The following is a 22,164-nucleotide window of genomic DNA, read 5'->3' on the forward strand; positions in this document are numbered from 1 at the left end:
GCCCGTCTTCCCGCTCGCCGGGATATATTCAAAGGAATATTCATGCCACATCGCGATACTCATTCTGAAACCGCTGTTAACGCTTTTGCCGAAATGGGCCTTGCCACCGAACTGGTGCAAGAATTAGCTAAACTCGGTATCACTGCCCCAACCCCAGTGCAAGCCGCTGCTATTCCACAATTGATGGCTGGCCATGATGTGATGGCTTCTGCACAAACGGGTACAGGTAAGACTGCAGCATTCTTGCTGCCAGCGCTGCATAAATTATTTAAACCAGCTAAGCACAATGCACGCGGCCCACGCGTTCTTGTACTTACTCCAACTCGTGAACTTGCTGAGCAAGTTGCTAAAGTTGCGACAGATTACTGCAAACTGATCCCACGTTGCAAGGTTGCTTGCGTAGTGGGTGGCGTTCCTTACCCAGTTCAGAACCGTATGTTGGCACAACCTTACGAAGTGTTGGTTGCAACACCAGGCCGTTTATCAGACCTGATGCGCGGTGGCCGTATTGATTTCGGCCGTCTGGACATGCTGGTGCTGGACGAAGCTGACCGCATGCTGGACATGGGCTTTATTGACGAAGTTGAAGCCATTGTTTCTGCAATGCCTAAAGATCGCCAGACTGCCCTGTTCTCAGCCACATTATCAGAAACTGTTCAGCGCTTTGCCGGCCCAATGTTGCGTGACCCGCGTCTGGTTGAAATGGAAGTCACCATTAATGCTCAGCCACAAATCGAGCAAGCCGTTCATTACGCCGACGGTTACGAGCACAAACAAAAATTGGTTGCTGCCCTGCTGAAAGATGCGAGCGAAACACAATCGATCGTATTTACCGCAACAAAAGCAGATGCAGACGGCCTTGCCGAATGGCTGAAGCTGGAAGGCTTCCGTGCTGCAGCAATGCACGGTGACCTGGCTCAGCGCGATCGTCGCCGTACTTTAGATCGTTTACGCCGCGCAGAGATCGACATTCTGGTAGCAACTGATGTTGCCGCACGTGGTATTGACGTTGCCGGTATTGGCCTGGTTCTGAATTTCGACCTGCCACGTTTTGCTGAAGATTACATTCACCGTGTAGGTCGTACTGGTCGTGCCGGTCGTACTGGTAAAGCCATCTCCCTAGTGACTAAAAACGATTTCATGTTGCTGACACGCATTCGTCGTCGTTACAACATCGATTTCGGCACTGTTTCTTTACCAGGTCTTGAAGCTCGCTTCAAGCCAGGTCAGGGAGGTAATGGCGGTGGTTACGGCGATCGTAAACCATCCGGCGGCTATAAAGGCAAGCGCCCTCATGGCGGTGGTGGTTACGCTGGTGCCAGCACTGGTGGCTACGCAGGCAATGGCGGCGGCTACGGCGACAAACGTCGCAACGACTCCCGTGGAGATACACGTGGTGCAGGCAGTGAATCCCGTGAATCCCGCGGCAGCTTCGGCGGCGGCGCGCACAACCCGAACAGCAATCCGGGCAGCTTCCGCAGCGGCAGCCGTGATGGCGGCGCTCCGCGCGCTGAACGTCCGGCCGGCAATGGCGAAACACGCCAACGCCGCGCCAGCTGGTAATTGAGTAATCTGATTATCTTCTGGCCCGTTTACAGAGGCATCTAAGCCAGTGCTTTTAGATTAAATCAACAGCCCATTCCTTACAGATGGGCTGTTTTTACTTTTGAGCCCGCCTTGAAAATTAAGCAAAGCGTACAAATCCGCCCTCTTAGTCCTTCAGATATCCAGGCGATAATGAGCATTCAAAGTGCCTGCTATCCAAGCGCACTCCTGGAAGATGCTGCACATTTAGTTTGCAAACAACAACAATCCCCTTCCAGCTGCTGGGTTGCCACAAAAGAGCATCAAGTGGTCGCTTATTTATTCAGCCACCCTTGGTGTGGCGATACCCCGCCCGATTTAAATTCCGCACTGCCACCCGCAAATACCCACCAACCCATCTATTTCCTTCATGATCTTGCTGTACATCCGCAAGCACGGGGACTGGGACTGGCTCAGCAGCTGATAGACACAGCTTTCTCCTGGGCAAAACAATATGCTTTTACACAAATCAGACTGATTGCCATCGCGGGTGCTGCGCCATTCTGGCTAAAGCAAGGATTTAGGCCTGTTTTTCCGCTTAACGAGCAAATACTGAATAAGCTTTCCGATTACGGGCCAGACACGCACTATCTTGAAGTGATGATCTGACTGATCTGCGCCCTGCATAATAAAATGATCAACTCATAAAATAAGACGAGACAATGATTAAACGCCCCCGCACCGTTCGCCGCAGCCGTGGTGCTGCTGAAGCAGATGAATTAATCCATATCGCAAGCAGTCTTTCGATATCTTGCACCTTAGCGGAAGATCGTTTCTGGCAAGACAAACTGACGCAGCTGGTTGAAGAAATCCTGATCGATGAAGACGAGGACACATTAAACAGTGCCCTTGATACACTTTCAAAAACAGATCCGCAGGCCTGGAATGAGCTGGCAGATATTGTTGAGGCGTGCACAGAAACACATCATGTGATGATTGACCAGCAAGATGGCCAGAGCGTCATGTTTGCCATCCCCCTTTTGGCGTGGTCTCGTTTCAACATCCCTTCGGGGCCACTTGGCGCAGAAAGAATAGAAAGTTTGCGCAAGCATTTAGCAGAGCAGGTGTTTGCCAGGGGCACGCTTTTTTCCCTGGCAGATTTTTTATTCAGCCCGGATCAACTGCCCCAGGGTTATTGCAATACGGCAAAACTAAGCAAAATGCTGGCAACGCTCAGCACAGAAAACGGCACCCTGGTCTGCGAGCAGGCAAGCAGCGCTGAACCAGCCACTTTTTTAACCGATACCCGCTACCTGCTGGGCGCGGTAACCGCCCCGGTTGGCCATGCTTTATTTCGCTGGCAGGAAGAAGATGGCGTGCGCAAAGACATCCTCTGCCAATGGCAAAAGCAAGGTGTTCAATCCCTGCAATCTTTATTTGCCGGCTGCGCTATGGAATCACTCACACCGCTTTCTTATTTTGCAGCCTGGCGCGAATCAGACCGCGCATCAAGAGGCTACTCATTAAAGGCGACCATTTCATTTTTGCAGCTGCTGCTCAATATTGAAGCACGCCAGCTCACCTGCGTGATTGCGGCATGCCACGGACGCCGTCTGGAAGAATACAGAATTGGCTTTATCCGCCGCAATGAAGAACCAATGCTGCATGGCGTAGTCTGGCCACTACTGGATGGCGAAGATGAACACACAGACTGCATTGCTGATATAGAATCCATTCTGCGTGAGGCTGGCATCAATGATATTGTGATTCATGAGCACACCTTTCCAATGGATCAGTGCGATGACTGCGGAAATCCGCTATTCCCTGATTTAGATGGCGATTTGTTGCATATAGAAACACCTGAAAGCAGCGACACGCCATCACCGCACTTGCATTAAACCCATGGCAGTGGCGGCTCCCTGGCCGCCACTGCAACGCAAGCCACATGACTGATTTCAATCGACTATAATCACCACGCCTCCAACTGAAATGACCTGCCATGCGAAAGCTCAGTAATCCCACCGATATTGCTCGTGAAACACTTAAGCAGCTGACTATGCGCAGGGTCCCCCCGACGCCTGATCATTACGAGTCAATTTATCATGAAATTGCGGGCACAGCAGACAACGACAAACTTCACCCTGTGATCAAAGATTTGATTGTCAGCATGGGAAGTTTCCCAAGACAAACCCCGGAACTACAGCGCAATATTGAGCAGCTTTATAAGCAGGCTGGCCAGTCCAACTGGGCCAATATGCCTGCACTCATTATCCGCAGCATAGAGACTCAGGGCGGGCAAACTGAGCTTAGCCGAAGCTGGGCTGATTTAATTCGTGATTTAATCCGTCAGTGGGAATTACGCAACCCCGTTTACACCCCCAGCCGCAAACAAGAGTCACTTGAAAAAGTACTGATTAATTTTGGCAGCGACGCCAATTCACTCAATGAAAAACTAGGCGCTTTGATCAAAGCATGGGCCGGGGCCAGTGTAGAAAGTGGCGAAAGCCCGGAAGTGTTATCCGACCCCACTGATTTCAACAGCCCGGGCAATGGCGCAACGAACAGCACATCAGACCAGGATAATGGCGACTGGCGTGATTGGCGTGACGCTCTGATATCCGCACTGAGTGTGGGGATTGAAGGGAGGCTTTCGCACAATACAGATCTGCAGGCTGAAGCAGCCAGCCTCGCCGTTGAAGTGGCCTCAGTAAGTAATAATGCGGGCACGCAAAAGCTAATGCCAAGGCTGAGAAAATTCTGGCTGCGTTTAGAATTGCAAAACGATCAGGAAATCCGGCTCTGTGATGGCTTAATGGGCCTGCTGCGCCTGCTCACCGATAATATGGCGGAAGTCGTTATTGAAGATGAATGGGTCAGAGGCCAGGTGGCTGTGGTGCAGGCCATCATGGCACAGCCCCTGGACATGAGGGTGATCTATGACGCAGAAGCCGGACTCAAGGAAGTCCTGTTTAAGCAAGGCCAGATCAAACATAGCCTTGTAGAAACCCAGACTGTTCTTAAGAACATGATTGCCACCTTTATTGATCGCCTGAGCGTCATGTCAGACAGCACAGATCAATACCACAGCAAAATCAGCGATTACACCGAGCAAATTCAGCAGGCCAATGATTTAAACAGCATTAAAGACGTTTTAGAGTCCTTGCTTGGCGATACCCGCAGCATGCAATTGGATGTACGCCGTTCACGTGATGATTTAATCGAAGCACGGGCGCAAGCCGATGATGCTCAGCGCCGCATTATCGAGCTGGAAAAAGAGCTGACCCATGTCAGCCAGAAAGTTCGCACCGATCAGCTTACCGGAGCACTTAACCGCAGAGGGCTGGAAGAAATCTTTGATGTTGAGCTTGCCAGAGCGTTGCGAAGTGAAAGCCCTCTGAGTGTTGGCCTGCTGGATATTGATAATTTTAAAAAATTAAACGACAGCCAGGGCCATGCTGCAGGTGATGCAGCGCTGGTGCATCTGGTCTCGGTGGTAAAAGATTTATTACGCCCAAGTGATTCTGTTGCACGTTACGGCGGTGAAGAGTTTGTGCTCGTTTTACCTGAAACTGATATTAATGAGGCGGTAAGCGTTGTGCAGCGCTTACAAAGAGAGCTGACCAAGCGGTTCTTTTTAAATAACAACGAAAAACTGCTGATCACCTTCAGTGCAGGCGTTGCACTTGTCCTGCCTGGCGAAGCCAGGGACCAAGTGATTGAACGGGCCGATCAGGCGATGTATCAGGCAAAAAAACTAGGGAAAAATCGCGTAGAAATCGCTGAAACCCCAACGGGAGTTGCTTTGAGATAATAAAAAACGCCGCTGTAATTTAGCGGCGTTTTTTTGGAGTCAGGAATATTCAGGCGAATAGCTCATCCGGATGGACAACGGCAGTCCCTAGTTTTGCAACCACAACTCCCGCGGCACGATTAGACCAATCCATCGCTTCAGGCATTTCCAGCCCGGCAGCCAGCATAAGGCCCAAAGTGGCAATAACGGTGTCACCCGCACCAGAAACATCAAAAACCTCATGAGCGTGGGTTGGCTTATGAACAACACCCTGCTTACGAAACAAGGTCATCCCTTCTTCGCTGCGCGTCACGAGGAGCGCATCCAAATCCAGCGATGCACGCAAAGACTCTGCTTTCTGTGCAAGCTCGCTGTCGTTTATCCATTTCCCTGCAACCTGCTTAAACTCGCTGCGATTTGGAGTAAGCAATGTAGCACCACGATAACGTTCGTACTCGTCACCCTTAGGATCAACCAGTACCGTTTTGCCTGCTTCACGGGCGATTTCAATCATCATCTGTACATGGCGCAAGCCACCTTTACCATAATCAGACAAGATGACGACATCTACATTGGGCAAAAGTGCCCTGAAGTCATCCAGCTTAGCGGCCAGCACTTCATGGCTTGGCTCACTTTCAAAATCAATACGCAGCAATTGCTGCTGTCTGGCTAAAACACGCAGCTTTACCGTTGTATCAATATTTGAATCACGATGAAAATAAATATTTACCTTATCCGCCAGCAGCAAGTTTTCTAAACTGCGCCCTGCCTCGTCGTCACCAACAACCGCCAGTAAATATGCCTGCCCACCCAGGGCTGCAATATTTCTGGCCACATTGGCCGCGCCACCTGCACGCTCTTCGGTACGGCGAATTCGCGCCACTGGCACGGGCGCTTCAGGAGAAATGCGCTCCACATCACCAAACCAATAACGATCCAGCATCACATCGCCCACAACCATAACCCGTGCTTTAGCAACGGCGCGTTGCAGCATTTTTTTACCTTCAGGAGACAACATAACTACCCCGCTAAACTGGCGTTAATTTCAGCCAGCGTGGCCGCAGGATCATCGCTTTGAGTAATTGGCCGCCCGATGACCAGGTAATCAGCACCCGCATCAATGGCCGCTACCGGCGTCATAATACGAGACTGATCATTTGCAGCACTATTGGCAGGGCGAATACCTGGTGTAACCAGCTTAAACTCAGGGCTGCTTAAAGCACGTACCAAACCCGCCTCATGCGCAGAGCAAACCACACCATCAAGGCCACTGCTATAAGTTAAACGAGCCAGCATCTCAACCTGCTTAGCAGGCTCAGGCAAACTCAGCTCAGCCAGATCTTCTGCATTCATACTGGTCAACACCGTAACAGCAATCAGCAAAGGACGCTGCGGCAGTGCCTCTAAAGCATTGCGAGTGGTTTCCATCATACGGCGCCCCCCGCTTGCATGGACATTAACCATCCAGACACCCAGCTCTGCTGCAGCTTTACAAGCTTGCGCGACCGTATTAGGGATATCGTGAAACTTCAGATCCAGGAAAACATCAAAACCCCGTGCAACGAGCTGCTCCACTAACGGAGGGCCACAGCGGGTGAATAATTCTTTTCCAACTTTCAGACGGCAGAGCGCCGGATTAACCCGGCTGGCAAACGCCAGAGCCTCGGCCGCATTGGTATAGTCAAGGGCAACGATCACTTTGGATGAAGAAGACATACAAGATCCTGTATCTATATTTTTAAGTTATTTTTATGTTTTATGAGCAAGGCAAAGGCGCACAGATTAAGTGTTTTTTTGCGCCCCACGCACTGGAGGAAACGTTTCCCATTCAGTACATGCAGGGCAGTGCCAGAAATATTGCTTTGCTTTAAAGCCACAATGAGTACAGCGGTACATTGTTTGCTCACGCGTTGCGTCGTGGATAAGTTTCACAATGACTTCAAGCTCTACCTTCTGATCATCAGGGGCAACTAATAGATGCGCTTCCAGTACCTTGCGCAAACTTGGCATGGTTGGATGAGCTTTAAGCCGCTCACGAACAAACTCATGTGTTGCCAGCAATCCCTGCTCGGTTAATAAGCGCTCATAAGCCAGATCCAGTACATCTAATTCCGGATACTGACGCAACAAGCCAAGCAGCAACTTTGTACCCTCCTCTGTACGCCCCTGAGCATCATAAGCCGCCAGCAAACCCCTTGCGGCCAGCGCAATATAGAGCGGTTCCTGCGATTCAATTCTGAGCCACGCCTCAATGGCTGCATCAATATTGCCGGCAGTCATTTCCAGCTCGGCCAGAATGATATTTGCGCGTGCACATTTGCGATGTTCAGCCAGCGCTTTTTGCAAATAAACCCTTGCTGCCGCAGGCTCGGAGCGCAAGGCACCCTGAGATGCCAGTTCACAATAAAACTGAGCAATTTCATGCTGATAAGTATGGCGCTCATCCCGCAATTGCTGCGCGGTTTCAATTGCTTTGGCCCATGCTTTCTCCTGCTGATAAACACCCAGCAATTCAATTCGGGCCTGGCGTGCATAATCTGTATCGGCCAGCTCTGTTAACAGGCTTTCTGCACGATCAAATAAACCGGCCTGCATAAAATCAAGCGCAAGCTCAAATTGCGCCGTTTGTTTTTGCGCAATTGTTAATTCACGGCGTACCAAAAGCTTTTGATGCATACGAATAGCCCGCTCTAATTCACCTCTGCGGCGAAACAAATGGCCAAGCGTAAATTGCAATTCAATCGTTTCAGCATGGTGGCGTGCAATATCAACATAAACATCAACTGCACGATTAGTCTCACCGTTTAAGAGGTAATTCAGGCCTTTAAAATACGCCACAGGTAAAGAGCGGGTTTCAGATAAGACATGTTTAATATCTACACGCGCAGCCAGCCAGCCCAGCGCAAAAAAAACCGGCAGGGCAATGAGCCACCAATATTCAATTTCAAGCATAAAGGGATTTACAACGCATCACGAGGTTGTTCAACAAGAAGATCAGGTGGGAAGTCTGCTACGGTTTGCCGGGCACGCAATTCTTTTTTCAGCCCGACCACTTCACGACGCAAACGAATAATCTTAGAAAATGCAGCCAGCAAGCCAAAAACAGCGCCAACTACAAAAAATACTAATAATAATAAGGCCAGAGGAGCCTGCCAGAAATAGCCTAAAAAGAATTTAAGCACCACAGGTTCGGCATTATGCATGGCAAAGCCAAACAAAATGACAAATAGAAAAAATTTGATAAGCCAGAACAAATAGCGCATTGATCTAAACCATAGAAATAAGCTAGCTCACATTGTAACCGATTAAACCCAATCTACACGATCAGGAATCATCTGGTATTAAGTAAGAATCAAGAATAGGCCATTTTTATGCAAAAAGGCGACACCCGAAGGTGTCGCCTGAAAGCAGAACATCAAATCAGGGCATCAACCCTTTCTCTTAGCTCTTTACCCGCTTTAAAGTGGGGAACAAATTTTTCCGGAACCGATACTTTTGTACCAGATTTCGGATTACGCCCCACTCGTGGCGGACGATAATTCAGATCAAAACTGCCAAATCCACGAATCTCGATACGCTGGCCCTGAGACAAGCTCTTGGCCATTGCATCTAAGATGGTTTTCACAGCCAGCTCTGCATCCTTCGCAACCAGCTGCGGATAACGCTGGGCGAGCTTTGCAATAAGCTCGGACTTGGTCATCCCACCTTGATCCATATTACTCAGCGCCGGACATCTTAGCTTTCAGCAGTGCGCCAAGGCTAGTTGTACCCGCAGTACCTGTGCTTTCGGTAGACAGTTTGCTCATTACTTCTGTTTCATCAGCGGAATCTTTCGCTTTGATCGACAGATTGATCGAACGGTTCTTACGATCAACGTTGATGATCATGGCTTCAACTTCGTCGCCTTCTTTCAGCACAGTACGGATGTCTTCAACGCGATCGCGTGAAACTTCTGTAGAGCGCAGATAGCCTTCGATTTCTTCAGACAGAGCAATGATTGCGCCCTTAGCGTCCAGAGATTTTACAGTACCCTTAACAAGGGAACCTTTATCGAATGTAGAAACGTAGTTGTTGAAAGGATCGCCTTCCATTTGCTTGATACCAAGGCTGATGCGTTCTTTTTCTGTGTCGATAGACAGAACCATCGCTTCAACTTCGTCGCCTTTCTTGTAGTTGCGAACAGCTTCTTCGCCAGCCACATTCCATGAAAGATCAGACAAGTGAACCAGACCGTCGATACCGCCAGCCAGACCAACGAACACACCGAAGTCAGTAATAGACTTGATGGCACCCTTGATCTTGTCACCCTTCTTGAAGTTTTCTGCGAAATCATCCCATGGGTTAGCCATGCACTGTTTCATGCCCAGTGAGATACGACGTTTTTCTTCGTCGATATCCAGAATCATTACTTCTACTTCATCGCCAAGCTGAACAACCTTGGATGGATGAACGTTCTTGTTAGTCCAATCCATTTCTGAAACGTGAACCAGACCTTCGATGCCTTGTTCGATTTCAACGAATGCGCCGTAGTCTGTAAGGTTAGTAACCTTACCGAACATACGTGTACCCGATGGGTAACGACGTGACAAACCAACCCAAGGATCTTCGCCCAATTGCTTCAGACCCAGAGATACACGGTTCTTCTCTTGATCGAACTTCAGAACCTTAGCTTCAACTTCATCGCCAACAGCCAGAACTTCGGATGGGTGTTTCACACGACGCCAAGCCAGGTCAGTGATGTGCAACAGACCGTCAATACCACCCAGATCAACGAACGCGCCGTAGTCTGTAATGTTTTTAACAATACCCTTGATGATTGCGCCTTCCTTGAGTGTTTCAAGGAGTTTTTGACGCTCTTCGCCCAGGGATTCTTCAAGCACGGCACGGCGTGAAACAACAACGTTGTTACGCTTACGGTCAAGCTTGATCACCTTGAATTCGATTTGCTTGCCTTCGAATGGAGTGGTGTCTTTAACCGGACGAATATCAACCAAAGAACCTGGCAGGAATGCGCGCAGACCGTTAACCATAACAGTCAGACCACCCTTAACCTTACCGGAAATAACACCGGTCATTACCATGGCTTTTTCGAGGCAGTCTTCAAGCTCAATCCACGCAGCCAGACGTTTAGCTTTTTCGCGGGAGAGTTTAGTTTCGCCGTAGCCGTTTTCAAGGCTGTCAATCGCAACAGGAACGAAATCGCCAACCTTAACATCAAGGTCACCGTTGTCGTTTTTGAATTCTTCGAGCGGGATGAGCGACTCGGACTTCAGGCCGGCGTTCACAGTCACGAAGTTATGGTCGATAGCAACCACTTCAGCAGTGATCACTTCACCAGCGCGCATTTCCTGACGCGTTAGGCTTTCTTCGAACAGAGCGGCAAAGCTTTCCATGGAGCCGGACAGAGTAGCAGTAGTCATATAAATGGAAATTTCCAAGCATTTCTGGCGGAATGCCAAAAATAAGTTAGTTAAACAAATGTGACAGAGCTTTGCGCCCCGCCAACACGACAAACGCCCCAGAAGGGCAAAAGCCATGACCAATGGCCACGGCTTAGTGGGGCGATTGTAAAGATTTCTCTGTTATAGTTCAAGCACTTGGAGACAAAAGGTGTGATTTATAACAAGAAAAACCACATTTACTACGTTTCTGTGCGTGTTTTCCACCAGGATAAAACACATTCAACCACCTGATCCAGGCTTAATTGCGACGTTTCAAGCAATAAAGCATCGCCCCACTGCCGAAGTGGCGCTTCTTTTCTAGCGGCATCACGCTCATCTCTCGACTGCAAATCGCGTGTAATGGCGGCCAGATCAGCGGACTCCCCGCGCGCAATTAATTGCTGAAAACGGCGCTCTGCCCGCACTTCTGCCGTTGCAGTAAGGAAAATTTTCAACTGCGCATCAGGAAAAACCACCGACCCCATATCCCGCCCATCCGCAACCAGACCAGGCACAACCGCAAAATCTCTCTGCCTTGCCAACAATGCTTGTCTGACGTCAGCAAACGCTGCCACTTGCGAAGCACCCACCCCAATGTTTTCACTGCGGATCAAGGTACTCACATCCTGCCCCGCCAAAAAAGTGAGGCCTTTTTCAAAACGCACATCCAAAGACAGCGCGACTTTCGCCACGCCATCCTCATCACTCCAATCAACACCTGTCTGCTGAGCCGCCAATGCGGTCAGGCGGTATAAGGCGCCTGAATCTAAATACGCAAAGCCCAGCGCTTCTGCAACCCGCTGCGCCACTGAACCTTTACCTGAAGCAGATGGCCCATCAATGGCCAAAATAGCAATACCCGACATATTTTCCTTTCTGGCGGCTAACACGCACCGCTACCTTTTTAAAATTAATTCAATCGCATGCAATTCAGCCGCATCGAAGGCCAAATTTTGCACAGCCAAAATATTTTCCTGAATTTGAGCAACCTGGCTGGCACCAATAATCACCGATGTCACCCTGAGCAGCGCCCATGCCAAAGCCATTTGTGCCAAGGCTTGCCCGCGGGATTGTGCAATATTATTTAACGCCTTAATCTGAGCAATACGTAATTCCACCTTATCTGCCGTCAAAAAAGGATTGTCCGTTGCTGCAGCACGCGAGCCAGCCGGAATACCATTTAAGTAACGCGATGTAAGCAGGCCCTGAGCCAAAGGGCAAAAAGCAATCGAGCCAATCCCCTCTTCGGCCAATACATCACACAAGCCATCCTCAATCCAGCGATCAAACATCGAAAAGGATGGCTGGTGAATCAGACAAGGAGTACCCAGCTCTTTCAGGATACGGCTCGCTTCCTTTGTCTGCTCTGCAGAATAAGATGAAATCCCCACATACAGGGCCTTCCCCTGGCGCACCATCGCATCCAGCGCCGACATGGTTTCTTCAAGCGGAGTATCCGGATCAGGACGGTGCGAGTAGAAAATATCTACATAATCCAAGCCCATACGCTGCAAACTTTGATCAAGACTCGCCATTAAATATTTACGACCACCCCATTCGCCATAAGGGCCGGGCCACATTTCCCAGCCTGCCTTACTGGAGATAATCATTTCATCACGATAAGACTTGAGATCTTTAGCCAGAACACGGCCAAAAGTTGATTCAGCCGCGCCCGGCGGCGGGCCATAATTATTGGCTAAATCAAAATGAGTGATGCCCGCATCAAAGGCAGAGAGAACCATGCTGCGGCTGACATCATAAGCGCGGTTTTCACCAAAGTTATGCCACAAACCCAAGGAAATAGCGGGCAACTTTAAACCACTGCGCCCCACACGGCGGTAAGGCATATTCTGATAACGCGTTTCACTGGCTAAATAATTCATCTCTATCCCTTTAGTGCTGAGGCAATAAATATGCAGAAGAGAACTCACTCAAATAAGTCAACTGACCCGATCACGACCGGGACTGACGTCCCCATTGACTGCGTGCCGTACTGGCACGAACAATCCGCTCATTCAAGCCAGAAGCATCGTGGTTTTCAATGCAGTCTATCAATGCCAGCAATTGTGCGGCATTGGCTTTTAAATCCAGTAAAATGGCGTCTTTATTGGCCAGCGTAATATCCCGCCACATTTCAGGGTGAGACGCGGCAATGCGGGTAAAATCCCGAAACCCCGTGGCCGCAAAATCAAAGCAAAGCCCAGCATTATGGCGATCAAGCACTGCATTCATATAGCTGAACGCCAGCAAATGCGGCACATGGCTCACCGCCGAAAAAACACCATCGTGCTCTGCCGCGCTCATTTCAAAGACCTGTGCGCCGCAGGCTTGCCATAAGGCTCGCAAGAATTCGACTGATTCCGCTGCACTTTCGGCCAGTGGCGTCAACACCACCCGTCTCCCCTCATACAAACCATATTGTGCAGCGGCGGCACCCGACAATTCAGAACCCGCAATAGGATGCCCAGGCACGCAACGGCTTAAATGATGCGGCAGGTATTTTTGATAGAGTGTGCACACATCCTGCTTTGTAGAGCCCGCATCGCTCACAATACAATGCGCAGGCAGTTGCGGTGCAATTTGCTGCAAAAGCACAGCCATCTGACCAACGGGTGCGCTCAGCAAGACTAAATCAGCATCTGTTACCGCCGAAGCCGCATCCTGACTGGCCTCATCAATGACCTTCAGCTCAAGCGCGCGTGAAAGATTATCCGGGTTGCGACCCACGCCCACCACATGTTCAACACACCTGGCCCGCTTGAGCGCCAAAGAAAACGAGCCTCCAATCAGGCCCGTTCCCAGCAAAACCAGCTTTTTAAGCTTGCGCATTAGTCACCCAAAACTTCGAGTAATACATATTTAAACGCGGAAGCATCCGCAGGCGGATTAGCCACTTTTTCACGACGAACTTTAATCTTGTAGCTTTTGCCCGCCACAAAATCAAAGCCCTCAATGTGATTATAAAAAAGCGACCATTCGGCAGAAGGTGTTTCACGCGTTTGCAGGCAATCCATTTGGGCCACGCCTGCAGAGCAGGACTTTGTTTCCGGCGCAATATAGAGCACCTGCTCAATGGCATCAGGCTGGCGGACAAAAGTTAAACGCTCACCCTTAGCGCCGCTGAATTCCAGACGATCAGGCCGTTTAAATTTAAAGCGCTTTGCGCCCCCGAACACAGCCAGCACGGCTGATTCGTTGCGCTGTGCTTCATCCCCCAGGCATGCCATGCGGGTTGTGGCAAGCGGCCCCACTTTAAGTTTAGGCAGCGTATTGATTGAACCAGAGTAACGATTACACCCGGCAAATCCGCTTATACGATCACCCTGAATCGTCAGGGTTGGCGCTTTCTCACCCGGGCGAAATGACGCCCCTGCGTGTCGCCATTCATTCAGAACATAATCTCCGTCCAGCAAAGACTGCGCCTCTGCAAACACAGATAAAGAAAGCAAAGCGGCCAGTAGTGTCATTTTTTTCAGCATATTCATTACCTCTGTACAAGCTCATTACAAAGAACGCCCAAGCGCTGCAGCAAGCGGTTGAAGCCCCGCAATTAATTGCGCCAGATCCAGCGGAGCCAGCGCCTGATCGGCGGCGTAAAGGGCTTCGGCCGGATTGGGGTGCACATCCAGCAACACCCCGTCCGCACCGGCAGCAATCGCAGCTTTTGTTAAAGCGGGCACCATCCATGATTTACCGCAGGCATCACTTGGATCAACCATCACCGGCAAATGGGTTTCTTGCTTTAATACTGCAATTGCACTGACATCCAGCACATTGCGGTAAGCATTTTCAAAAGTACGAATACCGTGTTCGCAAAAAATAATATTATGGTTACCGCCAGCGGCAATCGATTCTGCCGCCATCAGCCATTCAACTATCGTTGCGGATACGCCGCGCTTTAGAATAATCGGCTTGTTAATCCGCCCCACTTCCCTGAGTAAATCCAGATTTTGCATATTGCGCTCACCAATCTGAATCATTTCAATATCGTATTCCATAAAGGCATCGAGCATACGCACATCGGGCAATTCGGCCATCACAGGTAATTGATGCCGGGCGGCGGCGTCTTTCAGCCAGGCCAGCGCCTCGCGCTCTTTTCGTGGTGCGGTATAGGGCTGAGCATGAAAAGCCCCACAACGCATCAGGCGACAGGATGCTGCGGCCAGCGCGTCGGCCGTTAAATTCATTTGTTGCGCGGATTCAGCGGCATAAGGCCCGGCGATGATTTGAATTTGTGTCCCGCCAAATTCAATGCCGCGTACTTTAATCGTTGTGCCCTGAGGGTGTGTACTGCGGGAAACAATTTTATATTGTTTGGCAACGCGATTTACCCGGTCAACCCCTGGTAAAATCGCAAAACGGGAAGGATCCAGCCGCTCTTCATCGCCAATGACCCCAATGATTGTGAGCTCTGCGCCGCGGGATAAATGCTCTTTTAGCCCGGACTGATGAATTTTATGCACGACCGCTTCGACCTGCGCCTCATCAGCGCCATATTTCATCACAATAATCATACAGTTGCCTTTTATATACAGGCCCATAAAAAACCTGCAGGTTTTGATTGCTGCAGGTTTTTTATGGAAAGATCACAGCACCAATTCCATCATGCTTCTTTAAATTGCTTTGCAGCCAGCTTCAAATAATAAAACATGGAAATAATCGTTAAGATACCCGCAACATACAACGCCAGCTCACCTACAAACTGAGTAGAAACACCGGGTATTAAAGGGCCAGACCACAACAATAATAAAATAGCGACCATTTGTGCGCCGGTTTTTAATTTACCAATATAAGCCACTGCCGTGTTTTTGGATTTACCCAGCTGAGCCATCCATTCGCGCAGTGCAGAAATGGTAATTTCCCGGCCAATAATAATCACCGCCAGCCATGCTGGTGCGCGTGCCAGCTCGACCAATAAAATAAGCGCCGCAGCAACCATCAATTTATCGGCAACAGGATCTAAAAACGCACCAAAACTGGAAGTCTGATTCCAGCGGCGGGCTAAATAGCCATCAAACCAATCGGTAATGGCTGCCAGAAAAAATAAAGAGCCCCCTACCATATTTTGCATTGTCACCGGCATCACGGTGGCTGGCAGGTAAAAAACACCCACAAAAATAGGGATCAGCGCCACGCGCAACCAAGTCAGAAAAATCGGCAAATTAAAAGGCATGCGAATACGGAACCCAATGGCAAATATTGCAAGAAAACCGCATTCTACCAGCATGCGCCAGCATATTAGCTGTCAATGGTATTTTATTGCGCGCATTCGTAAAGAATCTGCAACAGGGATTAAAAAACCGCAAAAAACAGGGCGCGCCAGGATCACGCATGTAAAACCGCATAGATTTTTTCTGCCAAGGCAGAATTAATTCCTTCAACTTGCTTTAACTCATCCAATGTCGCCGCTTTTACACCCTGCAAACCACCAAAACTGGCCAATAATTTCTGACGGCGCTTAGGCCCGATTCCTTCCACATCTTCCAATGAAGAAGTCACCCTAGCCTTTGCCCGCCGTGCGCGGTGACCGGTAATGGCAAAGCGATGCGCTTCATCACGAATTTGCTGGATCAGATGCAAGGCGGGATGATCGCGCTTAAGCAGAATGGGGGCAGGCCTGTCATTTAAAATCAATTGTTCCAAGCCTGCTTTGCGTGTTTCGCCTTTGGCAACGCCCAGCAATATAGGACTGCTCATCCCAACTTCTGCCATCGCTTCGGTTGCCATCGAGAGTTGCCCCTTGCCTCCGTCAATTAAAACCACATCAGGCACAACGCCCTCGCCTGCAGCAATTTTACCGTAGCGGCGAATCAAAGCCTGGCGCATCGCCGCATAATCGTCACCTGGCGTAATGCCTTCAATATTGTAACGGCGGTACTCTTTAGGCTGCATATCATAGCGGTCATACACCACACATGAGGCAACAGTTGCCTCGCCCATGGTGTGCGAGATATCAAAACACTCGATACGCGCAACGGTATCGGGCCAATTCATGGCTTCTGTCAAAGAGCCCAGACGAGCATGTTGCGTGGCGGTTTGGCTGCTGCGTTGCAAAATCGCCAATTCGGCATTTTTAATCGCCATCTCCAGCCAAACCCGCCGTTCGCCATTGGGATTGCTATTCAGGACCACCTTATGTTCAGCCTGCTGACTCAGCAAATCGGCCAGTACTGCCGCATTTTCCGGCTCTGGCTGGCAAAAAATAACTGATGGCGCATTGCGGTCTAAATAATGCTGAGCCAGAAACGCCTCAAGGGCGGCAGGCGCATCATAGCCATCAGCATGCGATGGAAATAAATTCTTATCCCCCACATGCCGGCCACCACGCACCATGGCCAGATTTACGCAAATCATGCCGCTGCTAATCACACAAACCACAATATCGGCATCCACCTCGCTGCTGTTGCTTGATACAAATTGCTTATCCTGGATTCGTGATAAAGCACTGATCTGATCGCGAAGCGCTGCAGCCTCTTCAAACAGCCAGGCATCGGATGCAGTTTGCATACGAATCTCAAGCTCGCCTAATACTTCGCTGGCTTTGCCATTTAAAAAGCGCACTGCATTATTCACGTCGCTGCGATAATCATCAGCGCTAATTAAATCCACACAAGGGGCAGAGCAGCGCTTGATTTGGTGCAATAAACAGGGGCGGGAACGATTAGAAAATACGGTATCTTCGCAGGTACGTAATTTGAATACCTTTTGCAGAAGCTGAATACTTTCTTTAACCACATAGCCATTTGGGAAAGGGCCGAAATACTGATGGCGCTTATCTAAAGCACCACGGTAATAAGCCAGCCTGGGGGAGGCATGGCCGGTAATCACCACATAGGGATAGCTTTTATCATCACGAAATAAAATGTTATAGCGCGGGCTTAATGCCTTAATCAGATTATTTTCTAATACCAGCGCCTCGCCTTCAGAGCGAACCACGGTTGTTTCTAAACTGAGCACTTGCGCCAGCATTAGGCGAATGCGCGGGCTGTGATCATTTTTCTGAAAATAAGAACCAACACGTTTCTTAAGGCTAATGGCCTTGCCCACATACAGCACCGTGCCATCTGCCGCGATAAAACGATAGACCCCTGGCTGATTTGGCAAGCTCTTAACGTGTGCCAATAAGGCTTCCTGCGGATTCAGCGGGGCTGATGCAACAGGTGTTGCGGGCAAAGATTGTTCAGGCATGGCTCAGATAAAGGTCAGCAAAGAGAATGCAATTCTACCCCGAAGCCATGCCGGATTACGGCAAATATAACGCCAACCAACATCAACTGATTTATTTCCTGCTTGCCAGCACAGTTAAACCTGCCTTAACGCATGCCATAGTCATTTGAGCAAAAAAAGCGGCATTGAGACAGGCTGACAATCACATTCAACAAATATATTTTTTATGGACGCTATTAATGATGGTTTATTTACCCCACTCCAGGTTTAAGCCAATCTCCCATTGTTTTGGGATGATTCTGCAGGCACGATCAGAGAGACCTGTGCATCTTTGATGCTTTCCTCGTGGGCATTCACAATAATGAGATACAACGTGATATGCACAAAAGCCACAAAGAAAAGAACCAGTAAGTGAGAAGTGGTTTTCATGATAGAGCTCCATTCAGTGCGATTGATAAGTTCACTGTAATGGGTCGAATGTCTGGCAGACAGGTGTAAGCGATAGACTGCTAAAAGTGATGCATGGGCTGCAAAAAATGCCGGCTGACCTGCTATAAAGAAAGGGATGCGTCAAAAAGCCGGGCTTCGTACCCGGCTTTTATTTTTTACTTGCTTAGCAATGCCTGAATATAACGGCGAACGCCCTCTTCGACAGTCAGGAAATCTTCGTCATACCCTGATTCACGCAGCAAAGTGGTATCGGCCTCGGTAAAACTTTGATATTTTCCTTTAAGCGAATCAGGGAAATCAATGTATTCCAAAACACCCTGAGCAATCATCTCATCCAAAGTCAGTGCAGCTTTGCCTTCGTGCTCACGGCAGGTATTTACCACAGCCAGCGCAACATCATTAAATGGCTGTGATTTTCCTGTACCCAGATTATAAATCCCACATACATCGGGATTATCCAGAAACCATAAATTGGCTTTGACTACGTCTTCTACAGAAATAAAATCGCGCGTATGGCCGCCATTAGCGTAGCCGCCATATTCGCCAAATAATTTTACTTTGCCGTGTTCCCGGTATTGATTGAAATGATGGAACGCCACCGAAGCCATGCGGCCTTTATGCTGCTCACGCGGGCCATAAACATTGAAGTACCGGAAACCCACAACCTGCGCGGTAATTTCATTCATGCGCTGGCGCAGCACCTGATCAAATAAAAGCTTGGAGTAGCCATATACATTTAATGGCGCTTCGCAATCCGGGCTTTCAATAAAGCCATTATCGCCATTGCCATAGGTTGCCGCGCTGGATGCATATAAAAACTGCACTTCTTCAGCCTGGCACCAATCAAACAGCGCCAGCGTATATTGATAGTTGTTATCCATCATATATTTACCGTTATGCTCCATCGTATCGGAACACGCGCCTTCGTGAAAAATGGCGGTAATTTCACCGTCATAATGCCCTGCACTTAAATCGGCAATAAAGTCTTCTTTATCTGCGTAATGGCTAATCTGGCAATCGACTAAATTTTTAAACTGATCTGGCAGGGCCAAATCATCCACCGCAATAATATCGGTTTCGCCGCGAGCATTCAGGCCCTTTATAATATTTGAGCCAATAAAGCCGGCTGCTCCGGTCACTACTATTGCCATTTTGTATTCCTTTAAAATTCTTGCTATTTACGTGCGGGCAGGCGCTCTGCCCACCCTATATTAATTTTTACCAATTCTGGTGCTCAGCGCCAGGAAGAGCCAAGCGCCATGCGGCATCCATTGCTCTGTCCAGCGCCAGCTATTGGCCATTGTGGCTATTTCAGACTTTTTAAAATCGATATCGTTCTCGTCATTTAAGCCGCTGGTAATACCATTGCACACCCCGCCTGGTGCATTATAAAAACCAACCTCATAGCGTGGGTTGTTGCGCCCCCAGCCTTGCAGCATGCAGGCGTCAAATGGATTTGCGCCCAGCAGCCAGTTCAGCGCGGCCTGCTCGTACCTTGCCAATTGTGTGACTAGAGACAATTCATCAGCGAACAGCACCTGAGCGCGTGAGCTGGCTGCGGCAATCGAGCCTAAACGTGCATTTTCGCCCTGCCACCAGTAGCCCGTACCATTGTCGTGAGGAATAAAGAATTGCTCACGCCCGGCTTCGCCTGCTTGTTTTACAAACTGACGCGGATAGCCAAAAGGGTTATTTACGCTGGCAAAAGTAATTTTGAATTCGTATTCAAAAGCACAGCGCAGCACTTCACGAATCCGCCCAACCAAAGGTGAGCCGGGCACAACTTCGATAAAGCGCATCAGTGCGATATAAGGCAAACCTGCGTCGCTTGCATGGAAAAAACTACGCTCGCCCACAGCATCAGCCTTAAACCAGCCATCTGCCGTTTGTCGCTCCAATAAATTTAAAACACGCCGTGCAGCAGCATCAGCGTAAATTCCCTCGCCGCAGACTGCCAGTAATTCGCAAGCCGCCAGCAAGGCGCAGTAATCATCGATAATGTTTTCAACGCCATTATCCAGGTATTCCAGATTATGTTGCTCAAGGTGAGCAAAGCCACGCTGTGCGGCTTGCAAATATTGAACCCGGCTAAATTCGCCATCACGCTGCAATGCCGATGCACGCGCTAAAGCGGCTATTGCTATACCCCCACCCTGGCGGTAGCCAGCCTGATATGTGGCAAATTTCTCGCCTTTTTGCGTTTCATAAGCGCAGATATCACGGCGGTTTTCATCTTTAGACCATTGATCAAATACCGTGATATAGAAGTAGCCTGCCGGATCCTGCATACGCAACAGATAATCTGCACCGTGTAAGGCTTCGTCGACGATTCTTTCATTAAACCACTTGGATTGCGCTGGCAATTGCGCCAGGCCGTCGAGCAAATTCCACACCACTTGCGGTGTTTGCTGCGGGTTCATAAAGTTGGCAAACGATAAATGACTCAGATACTTAGAGCAATCCCCCGAAGCATCGTACCAACCACCATGCACATCGCGGCGCTCTTCACTACCCCATTTAGGGCGGCTGCGATCTGCCTGGTCGTACAGGCCGGTACAACGCTGGCCTTTAATGTAGTGCACGATATCTGACAGGATTTGCTCAGAAAATAGTTTTTTCGCAATATTGAAAGTATGCGAGGCCAGAGGGGGATTGATGCCATCCACGACCAGAAAATACTCACCCTCAGCATCCAGCGCAGAGAAATCAGCCGTCCAGTAATGCCACTGACCAGCGCCCCAATGATCTACACCACCGCTTTGTTTGATCTCACCAGCAAAGGCCAGCTCGCGGCTCTCTGCGTGATACACACTAAAACGACGCGCTGCAAAATCAGCAGGTGCATCGATAATTGCAGTTTTTTGTCCTGCCAGTTCGAAACCAAGGTGATTCAGTAATATTTTCATTTATGCGCCCCTGTGTGTGATCAGCCAGTTACGTACAGCCCCCAGCATGCCGGCATGATTGCCTGCGGTTGCGAGGGCCAGTTCGGTCATTTTTTTAAAATCAGGTAAAAGTTGTTGTGCGACGGTTTGTCGAATGGCATTTAAAAAGACCTCGCCCCGCCCGGCAATACCGCCGCCCAGTACGATTTTTTCGGGATTAAAGGCGTAAATTAAATTTACGATGCCTGTGGCAAGCAAATCCAGCCACTCCGCGACCACTTTTTGCATTTGGGCGTCACCTGCATCAACGCGGGCAAAAATCACTTTGCCATTTAATCCGGCCTCTCCTGTTGCTGCCTCGGCCCTGCGTACCAAGCCCGACATCGAAGCTTGCGACTCCCATATCTGCCCGCCAATATTCATATAGCCCCATTCACCCGCTGCTGCGCGATGCCCACGATGTAAGCGCCCGCCCAAAACAATGCCGCCTCCAATGCCCGTGCCAATTGCAATGGCCAGATAATCGGCCACACCTTTGGCGGCACCGGTCCATCCTTCGGCCAACGCCACGCAGTTCACGTCATTTTCTGCCGTGACAGGCAAGTCAAATTCATTTTCAAAGGCGGGGATCAGCGCGATACCGGGGTAATCAGGTACGGCTTCGGCAGCGCCAAGCACTGTGCCGCGAACAGGTTCGATCAGGCCCAGGCTGCTAATCGCAATGCCTGCAGGCTGATATTGGGTAATGAAGGGGTGAGCTAAAACCAGTAATTTATTCAATAAAGCGGGCCCGCCGTCTGCCGCACAGGTATTTTGAACTTCAGCGTGGAGCACCTCACCCGTATCACTGACGATGCCATATTTAATTTGCGTACCACCAACATCAAAAGCTAAGAGCTTACTCACG

The 22,164-nt window shown here is 49.5% G+C and carries 22 protein-coding genes; 5 read left to right on the forward strand and 17 right to left on the reverse strand.

Annotated features, from left to right (window positions below):
* Window positions 1–42: 42 nt before the first annotated feature.
* The 4 genes from HA050_RS04195 to HA050_RS04210 all read left to right on the forward strand — a co-directional run bounded on the left by HA050_RS04195 (window position 43) and on the right by HA050_RS04210 (window position 5,335).
* Window positions 43–1,563, forward strand: a complete 1,521-nt coding sequence (locus HA050_RS04195) for a DEAD/DEAH box helicase (protein ID WP_166822489.1) — start codon at window positions 43–45, stop codon at window positions 1,561–1,563.
* Between the two features lie 174 nt (window positions 1,564–1,737).
* On the forward strand, window positions 1,738–2,193 hold the full coding sequence (locus tag HA050_RS04200) for a GNAT family N-acetyltransferase (RefSeq protein WP_166822492.1): 456 nt from the start codon (window positions 1,738–1,740) through the stop codon (window positions 2,191–2,193).
* Between the two features lie 53 nt (window positions 2,194–2,246).
* Window positions 2,247–3,422 carry a DUF2863 family protein gene (locus tag HA050_RS04205; RefSeq protein WP_166822495.1) on the forward strand — a complete coding sequence of 392 codons (1,176 nt, stop codon included), beginning with the start codon at window positions 2,247–2,249 and terminating at the stop codon, window positions 3,420–3,422.
* A 101-nt stretch (window positions 3,423–3,523) separates the two neighbouring features.
* Window positions 3,524–5,335, forward strand: coding sequence for a sensor domain-containing diguanylate cyclase (locus HA050_RS04210; protein ID WP_166822498.1), 1,812 nt, complete (start codon window positions 3,524–3,526; stop codon window positions 5,333–5,335).
* 49 nt (window positions 5,336–5,384) lie between these two features.
* Here HA050_RS04210 and rfaE1 read toward each other — a convergent pair whose 3' ends face one another.
* The 13 genes from rfaE1 to uvrC form a co-directional block, all read right to left on the reverse strand.
* On the reverse strand, window positions 5,385–6,308 hold the full coding sequence (rfaE1, locus tag HA050_RS04215) for a D-glycero-beta-D-manno-heptose-7-phosphate kinase (RefSeq protein ID WP_240928976.1): 924 nt from the start codon (window positions 6,306–6,308) through the stop codon (window positions 5,385–5,387).
* Between the two features lie 26 nt (window positions 6,309–6,334).
* Complete coding sequence (gene pyrF / locus HA050_RS04220) at window positions 6,335–7,030, reverse strand: orotidine-5'-phosphate decarboxylase (protein WP_166822504.1); 696 nt, start codon at window positions 7,028–7,030, stop codon at window positions 6,335–6,337.
* Between the two features lie 66 nt (window positions 7,031–7,096).
* Window positions 7,097–8,266, reverse strand: coding sequence for a lipopolysaccharide assembly protein LapB (lapB, locus tag HA050_RS04225; protein ID WP_166822507.1), 1,170 nt, complete (start codon window positions 8,264–8,266; stop codon window positions 7,097–7,099).
* Between the two features lie 8 nt (window positions 8,267–8,274).
* Window positions 8,275–8,517 (reverse strand): lipopolysaccharide assembly protein LapA domain-containing protein, encoded by a 243-nt coding sequence (locus HA050_RS04230; RefSeq protein ID WP_240928977.1) that lies wholly within the window; start codon window positions 8,515–8,517, stop codon window positions 8,275–8,277.
* 212 nt (window positions 8,518–8,729) lie between these two features.
* Entirely contained in the window at window positions 8,730–9,014 is a 285-nt protein-coding gene (locus HA050_RS04235; RefSeq protein ID WP_046350225.1) for an integration host factor subunit beta, read from the reverse strand.
* Between the two features lie 16 nt (window positions 9,015–9,030).
* Window positions 9,031–10,707: a 30S ribosomal protein S1 gene (rpsA, locus tag HA050_RS04240; protein ID WP_082752899.1), complete on the reverse strand. Its 1,677-nt coding sequence runs from the start codon at window positions 10,705–10,707 to the stop codon at window positions 9,031–9,033.
* 248 nt (window positions 10,708–10,955) lie between these two features.
* Entirely contained in the window at window positions 10,956–11,621 is a 666-nt protein-coding gene (cmk, locus tag HA050_RS04245; protein WP_166822510.1) for a (d)CMP kinase, read from the reverse strand.
* A 30-nt stretch (window positions 11,622–11,651) separates the two neighbouring features.
* Window positions 11,652–12,638 (reverse strand): aldo/keto reductase, encoded by a 987-nt coding sequence (locus tag HA050_RS04250; RefSeq protein WP_166822513.1) that lies wholly within the window; start codon window positions 12,636–12,638, stop codon window positions 11,652–11,654.
* A 70-nt stretch (window positions 12,639–12,708) separates the two neighbouring features.
* Entirely contained in the window at window positions 12,709–13,584 is an 876-nt protein-coding gene (locus HA050_RS04255) for a prephenate dehydrogenase (RefSeq protein ID WP_166822516.1), read from the reverse strand.
* Complete coding sequence (locus HA050_RS04260; protein ID WP_166822519.1) at window positions 13,584–14,234, reverse strand: META and DUF4377 domain-containing protein; 651 nt, start codon at window positions 14,232–14,234, stop codon at window positions 13,584–13,586. The genes HA050_RS04255 and HA050_RS04260 overlap by 1 nt, the downstream gene beginning before the upstream one ends.
* A gap of 24 nt (window positions 14,235–14,258) precedes the next feature.
* Window positions 14,259–15,269: a 3-deoxy-7-phosphoheptulonate synthase gene (locus tag HA050_RS04265; protein WP_166822522.1), complete on the reverse strand. Its 1,011-nt coding sequence runs from the start codon at window positions 15,267–15,269 to the stop codon at window positions 14,259–14,261.
* 89 nt (window positions 15,270–15,358) lie between these two features.
* A complete protein-coding gene (gene pgsA, locus HA050_RS04270; protein ID WP_166823453.1) occupies window positions 15,359–15,928 on the reverse strand; it encodes a CDP-diacylglycerol--glycerol-3-phosphate 3-phosphatidyltransferase in 570 nt (189 codons plus the stop codon).
* A gap of 152 nt (window positions 15,929–16,080) precedes the next feature.
* Entirely contained in the window at window positions 16,081–17,943 is a 1,863-nt protein-coding gene (gene uvrC, locus HA050_RS04275; protein ID WP_166822525.1) for an excinuclease ABC subunit UvrC, read from the reverse strand.
* 26 nt (window positions 17,944–17,969) lie between these two features.
* Here uvrC and HA050_RS22320 point away from each other — a divergent pair, with 26 nt between their 5' ends.
* Window positions 17,970–18,092: a hypothetical protein gene (locus HA050_RS22320; RefSeq protein ID WP_277344361.1), complete on the forward strand. Its 123-nt coding sequence runs from the start codon at window positions 17,970–17,972 to the stop codon at window positions 18,090–18,092.
* Between the two features lie 97 nt (window positions 18,093–18,189).
* Here HA050_RS22320 and HA050_RS04280 read toward each other — a convergent pair whose 3' ends face one another.
* The 4 genes from HA050_RS04280 to HA050_RS04295 form a co-directional block, all read right to left on the reverse strand.
* Window positions 18,190–18,351: a hypothetical protein gene (locus HA050_RS04280; protein WP_166822528.1), complete on the reverse strand. Its 162-nt coding sequence runs from the start codon at window positions 18,349–18,351 to the stop codon at window positions 18,190–18,192.
* Window positions 18,352–18,527: 176 nt separating this feature from the next.
* Window positions 18,528–19,523: an ADP-glyceromanno-heptose 6-epimerase gene (gene rfaD, locus HA050_RS04285; RefSeq protein ID WP_166822531.1), complete on the reverse strand. Its 996-nt coding sequence runs from the start codon at window positions 19,521–19,523 to the stop codon at window positions 18,528–18,530.
* Window positions 19,524–19,583: 60 nt separating this feature from the next.
* The gene (locus HA050_RS04290; protein WP_166822534.1) at window positions 19,584–21,278 is read right to left on the reverse strand and encodes a glycoside hydrolase family 9 protein; all 1,695 of its coding nucleotides are present in this window, start codon (window positions 21,276–21,278) and stop codon (window positions 19,584–19,586) included.
* A complete protein-coding gene (locus HA050_RS04295) occupies window positions 21,279–22,163 on the reverse strand; it encodes an ROK family protein (protein ID WP_166822536.1) in 885 nt (294 codons plus the stop codon).
* Window position 22,164 lies beyond the last annotated feature (1 nt).

Source organism: Iodobacter violaceini (assembly GCF_011601265.1).
Classification (GTDB): domain Bacteria; phylum Pseudomonadota; class Gammaproteobacteria; order Burkholderiales; family Chitinibacteraceae; genus Iodobacter; species Iodobacter violaceini.

What these genes read in the sequence shown, in the direction of transcription:
- pyrF (WP_166822504.1), bottom strand. Translation starts at nt 7,030, where the DNA reads ATGTCTTCTTCATCCAAAGTGATCGTTGCCCTTGACTATACCAATGCG.
- lapB (WP_166822507.1), bottom strand. Translation starts at nt 8,266, where the DNA reads ATGCTTGAAATTGAATATTGGTGGCTCATTGCCCTGCCGGTTTTTTTT.
- uvrC (WP_166822525.1), bottom strand. Translation starts at nt 17,943, where the DNA reads ATGCCTGAACAATCTTTGCCCGCAACACCTGTTGCATCAGCCCCGCTG.
- rfaD (WP_166822531.1), bottom strand. Translation starts at nt 19,523, where the DNA reads ATGGCAATAGTAGTGACCGGAGCAGCCGGCTTTATTGGCTCAAATATT.
- HA050_RS04210 (WP_166822498.1), top strand. Translation starts at nt 3,524, where the DNA reads ATGCGAAAGCTCAGTAATCCCACCGATATTGCTCGTGAAACACTTAAG.
- pgsA (WP_166823453.1), bottom strand. Translation starts at nt 15,928, where the DNA reads ATGCCTTTTAATTTGCCGATTTTTCTGACTTGGTTGCGCGTGGCGCTG.
- HA050_RS04250 (WP_166822513.1), bottom strand. Translation starts at nt 12,638, where the DNA reads ATGAATTATTTAGCCAGTGAAACGCGTTATCAGAATATGCCTTACCGC.
- rfaE1 (WP_240928976.1), bottom strand. Translation starts at nt 6,308, where the DNA reads ATGCTGCAACGCGCCGTTGCTAAAGCACGGGTTATGGTTGTGGGCGAT.
- HA050_RS04265 (WP_166822522.1), bottom strand. Translation starts at nt 15,269, where the DNA reads ATGATTATTGTGATGAAATATGGCGCTGATGAGGCGCAGGTCGAAGCG.
- HA050_RS04260 (WP_166822519.1), bottom strand. Translation starts at nt 14,234, where the DNA reads ATGCTGAAAAAAATGACACTACTGGCCGCTTTGCTTTCTTTATCTGTG.
- HA050_RS04290 (WP_166822534.1), bottom strand. Translation starts at nt 21,278, where the DNA reads ATGAAAATATTACTGAATCACCTTGGTTTCGAACTGGCAGGACAAAAA.
- HA050_RS04255 (WP_166822516.1), bottom strand. Translation starts at nt 13,584, where the DNA reads ATGCGCAAGCTTAAAAAGCTGGTTTTGCTGGGAACGGGCCTGATTGGA.
- HA050_RS22320 (WP_277344361.1), top strand. Translation starts at nt 17,970, where the DNA reads ATGCAATTCTACCCCGAAGCCATGCCGGATTACGGCAAATATAACGCC.
- rpsA (WP_082752899.1), bottom strand. Translation starts at nt 10,707, where the DNA reads ATGGAAAGCTTTGCCGCTCTGTTCGAAGAAAGCCTAACGCGTCAGGAA.
- HA050_RS04205 (WP_166822495.1), top strand. Translation starts at nt 2,247, where the DNA reads ATGATTAAACGCCCCCGCACCGTTCGCCGCAGCCGTGGTGCTGCTGAA.
- HA050_RS04280 (WP_166822528.1), bottom strand. Translation starts at nt 18,351, where the DNA reads ATGAAAACCACTTCTCACTTACTGGTTCTTTTCTTTGTGGCTTTTGTG.
- HA050_RS04230 (WP_240928977.1), bottom strand. Translation starts at nt 8,517, where the DNA reads ATGCATAATGCCGAACCTGTGGTGCTTAAATTCTTTTTAGGCTATTTC.
- HA050_RS04195 (WP_166822489.1), top strand. Translation starts at nt 43, where the DNA reads ATGCCACATCGCGATACTCATTCTGAAACCGCTGTTAACGCTTTTGCC.
- HA050_RS04200 (WP_166822492.1), top strand. Translation starts at nt 1,738, where the DNA reads ATGAGCATTCAAAGTGCCTGCTATCCAAGCGCACTCCTGGAAGATGCT.
- HA050_RS04235 (WP_046350225.1), bottom strand. Translation starts at nt 9,014, where the DNA reads ATGACCAAGTCCGAGCTTATTGCAAAGCTCGCCCAGCGTTATCCGCAG.
- cmk (WP_166822510.1), bottom strand. Translation starts at nt 11,621, where the DNA reads ATGTCGGGTATTGCTATTTTGGCCATTGATGGGCCATCTGCTTCAGGT.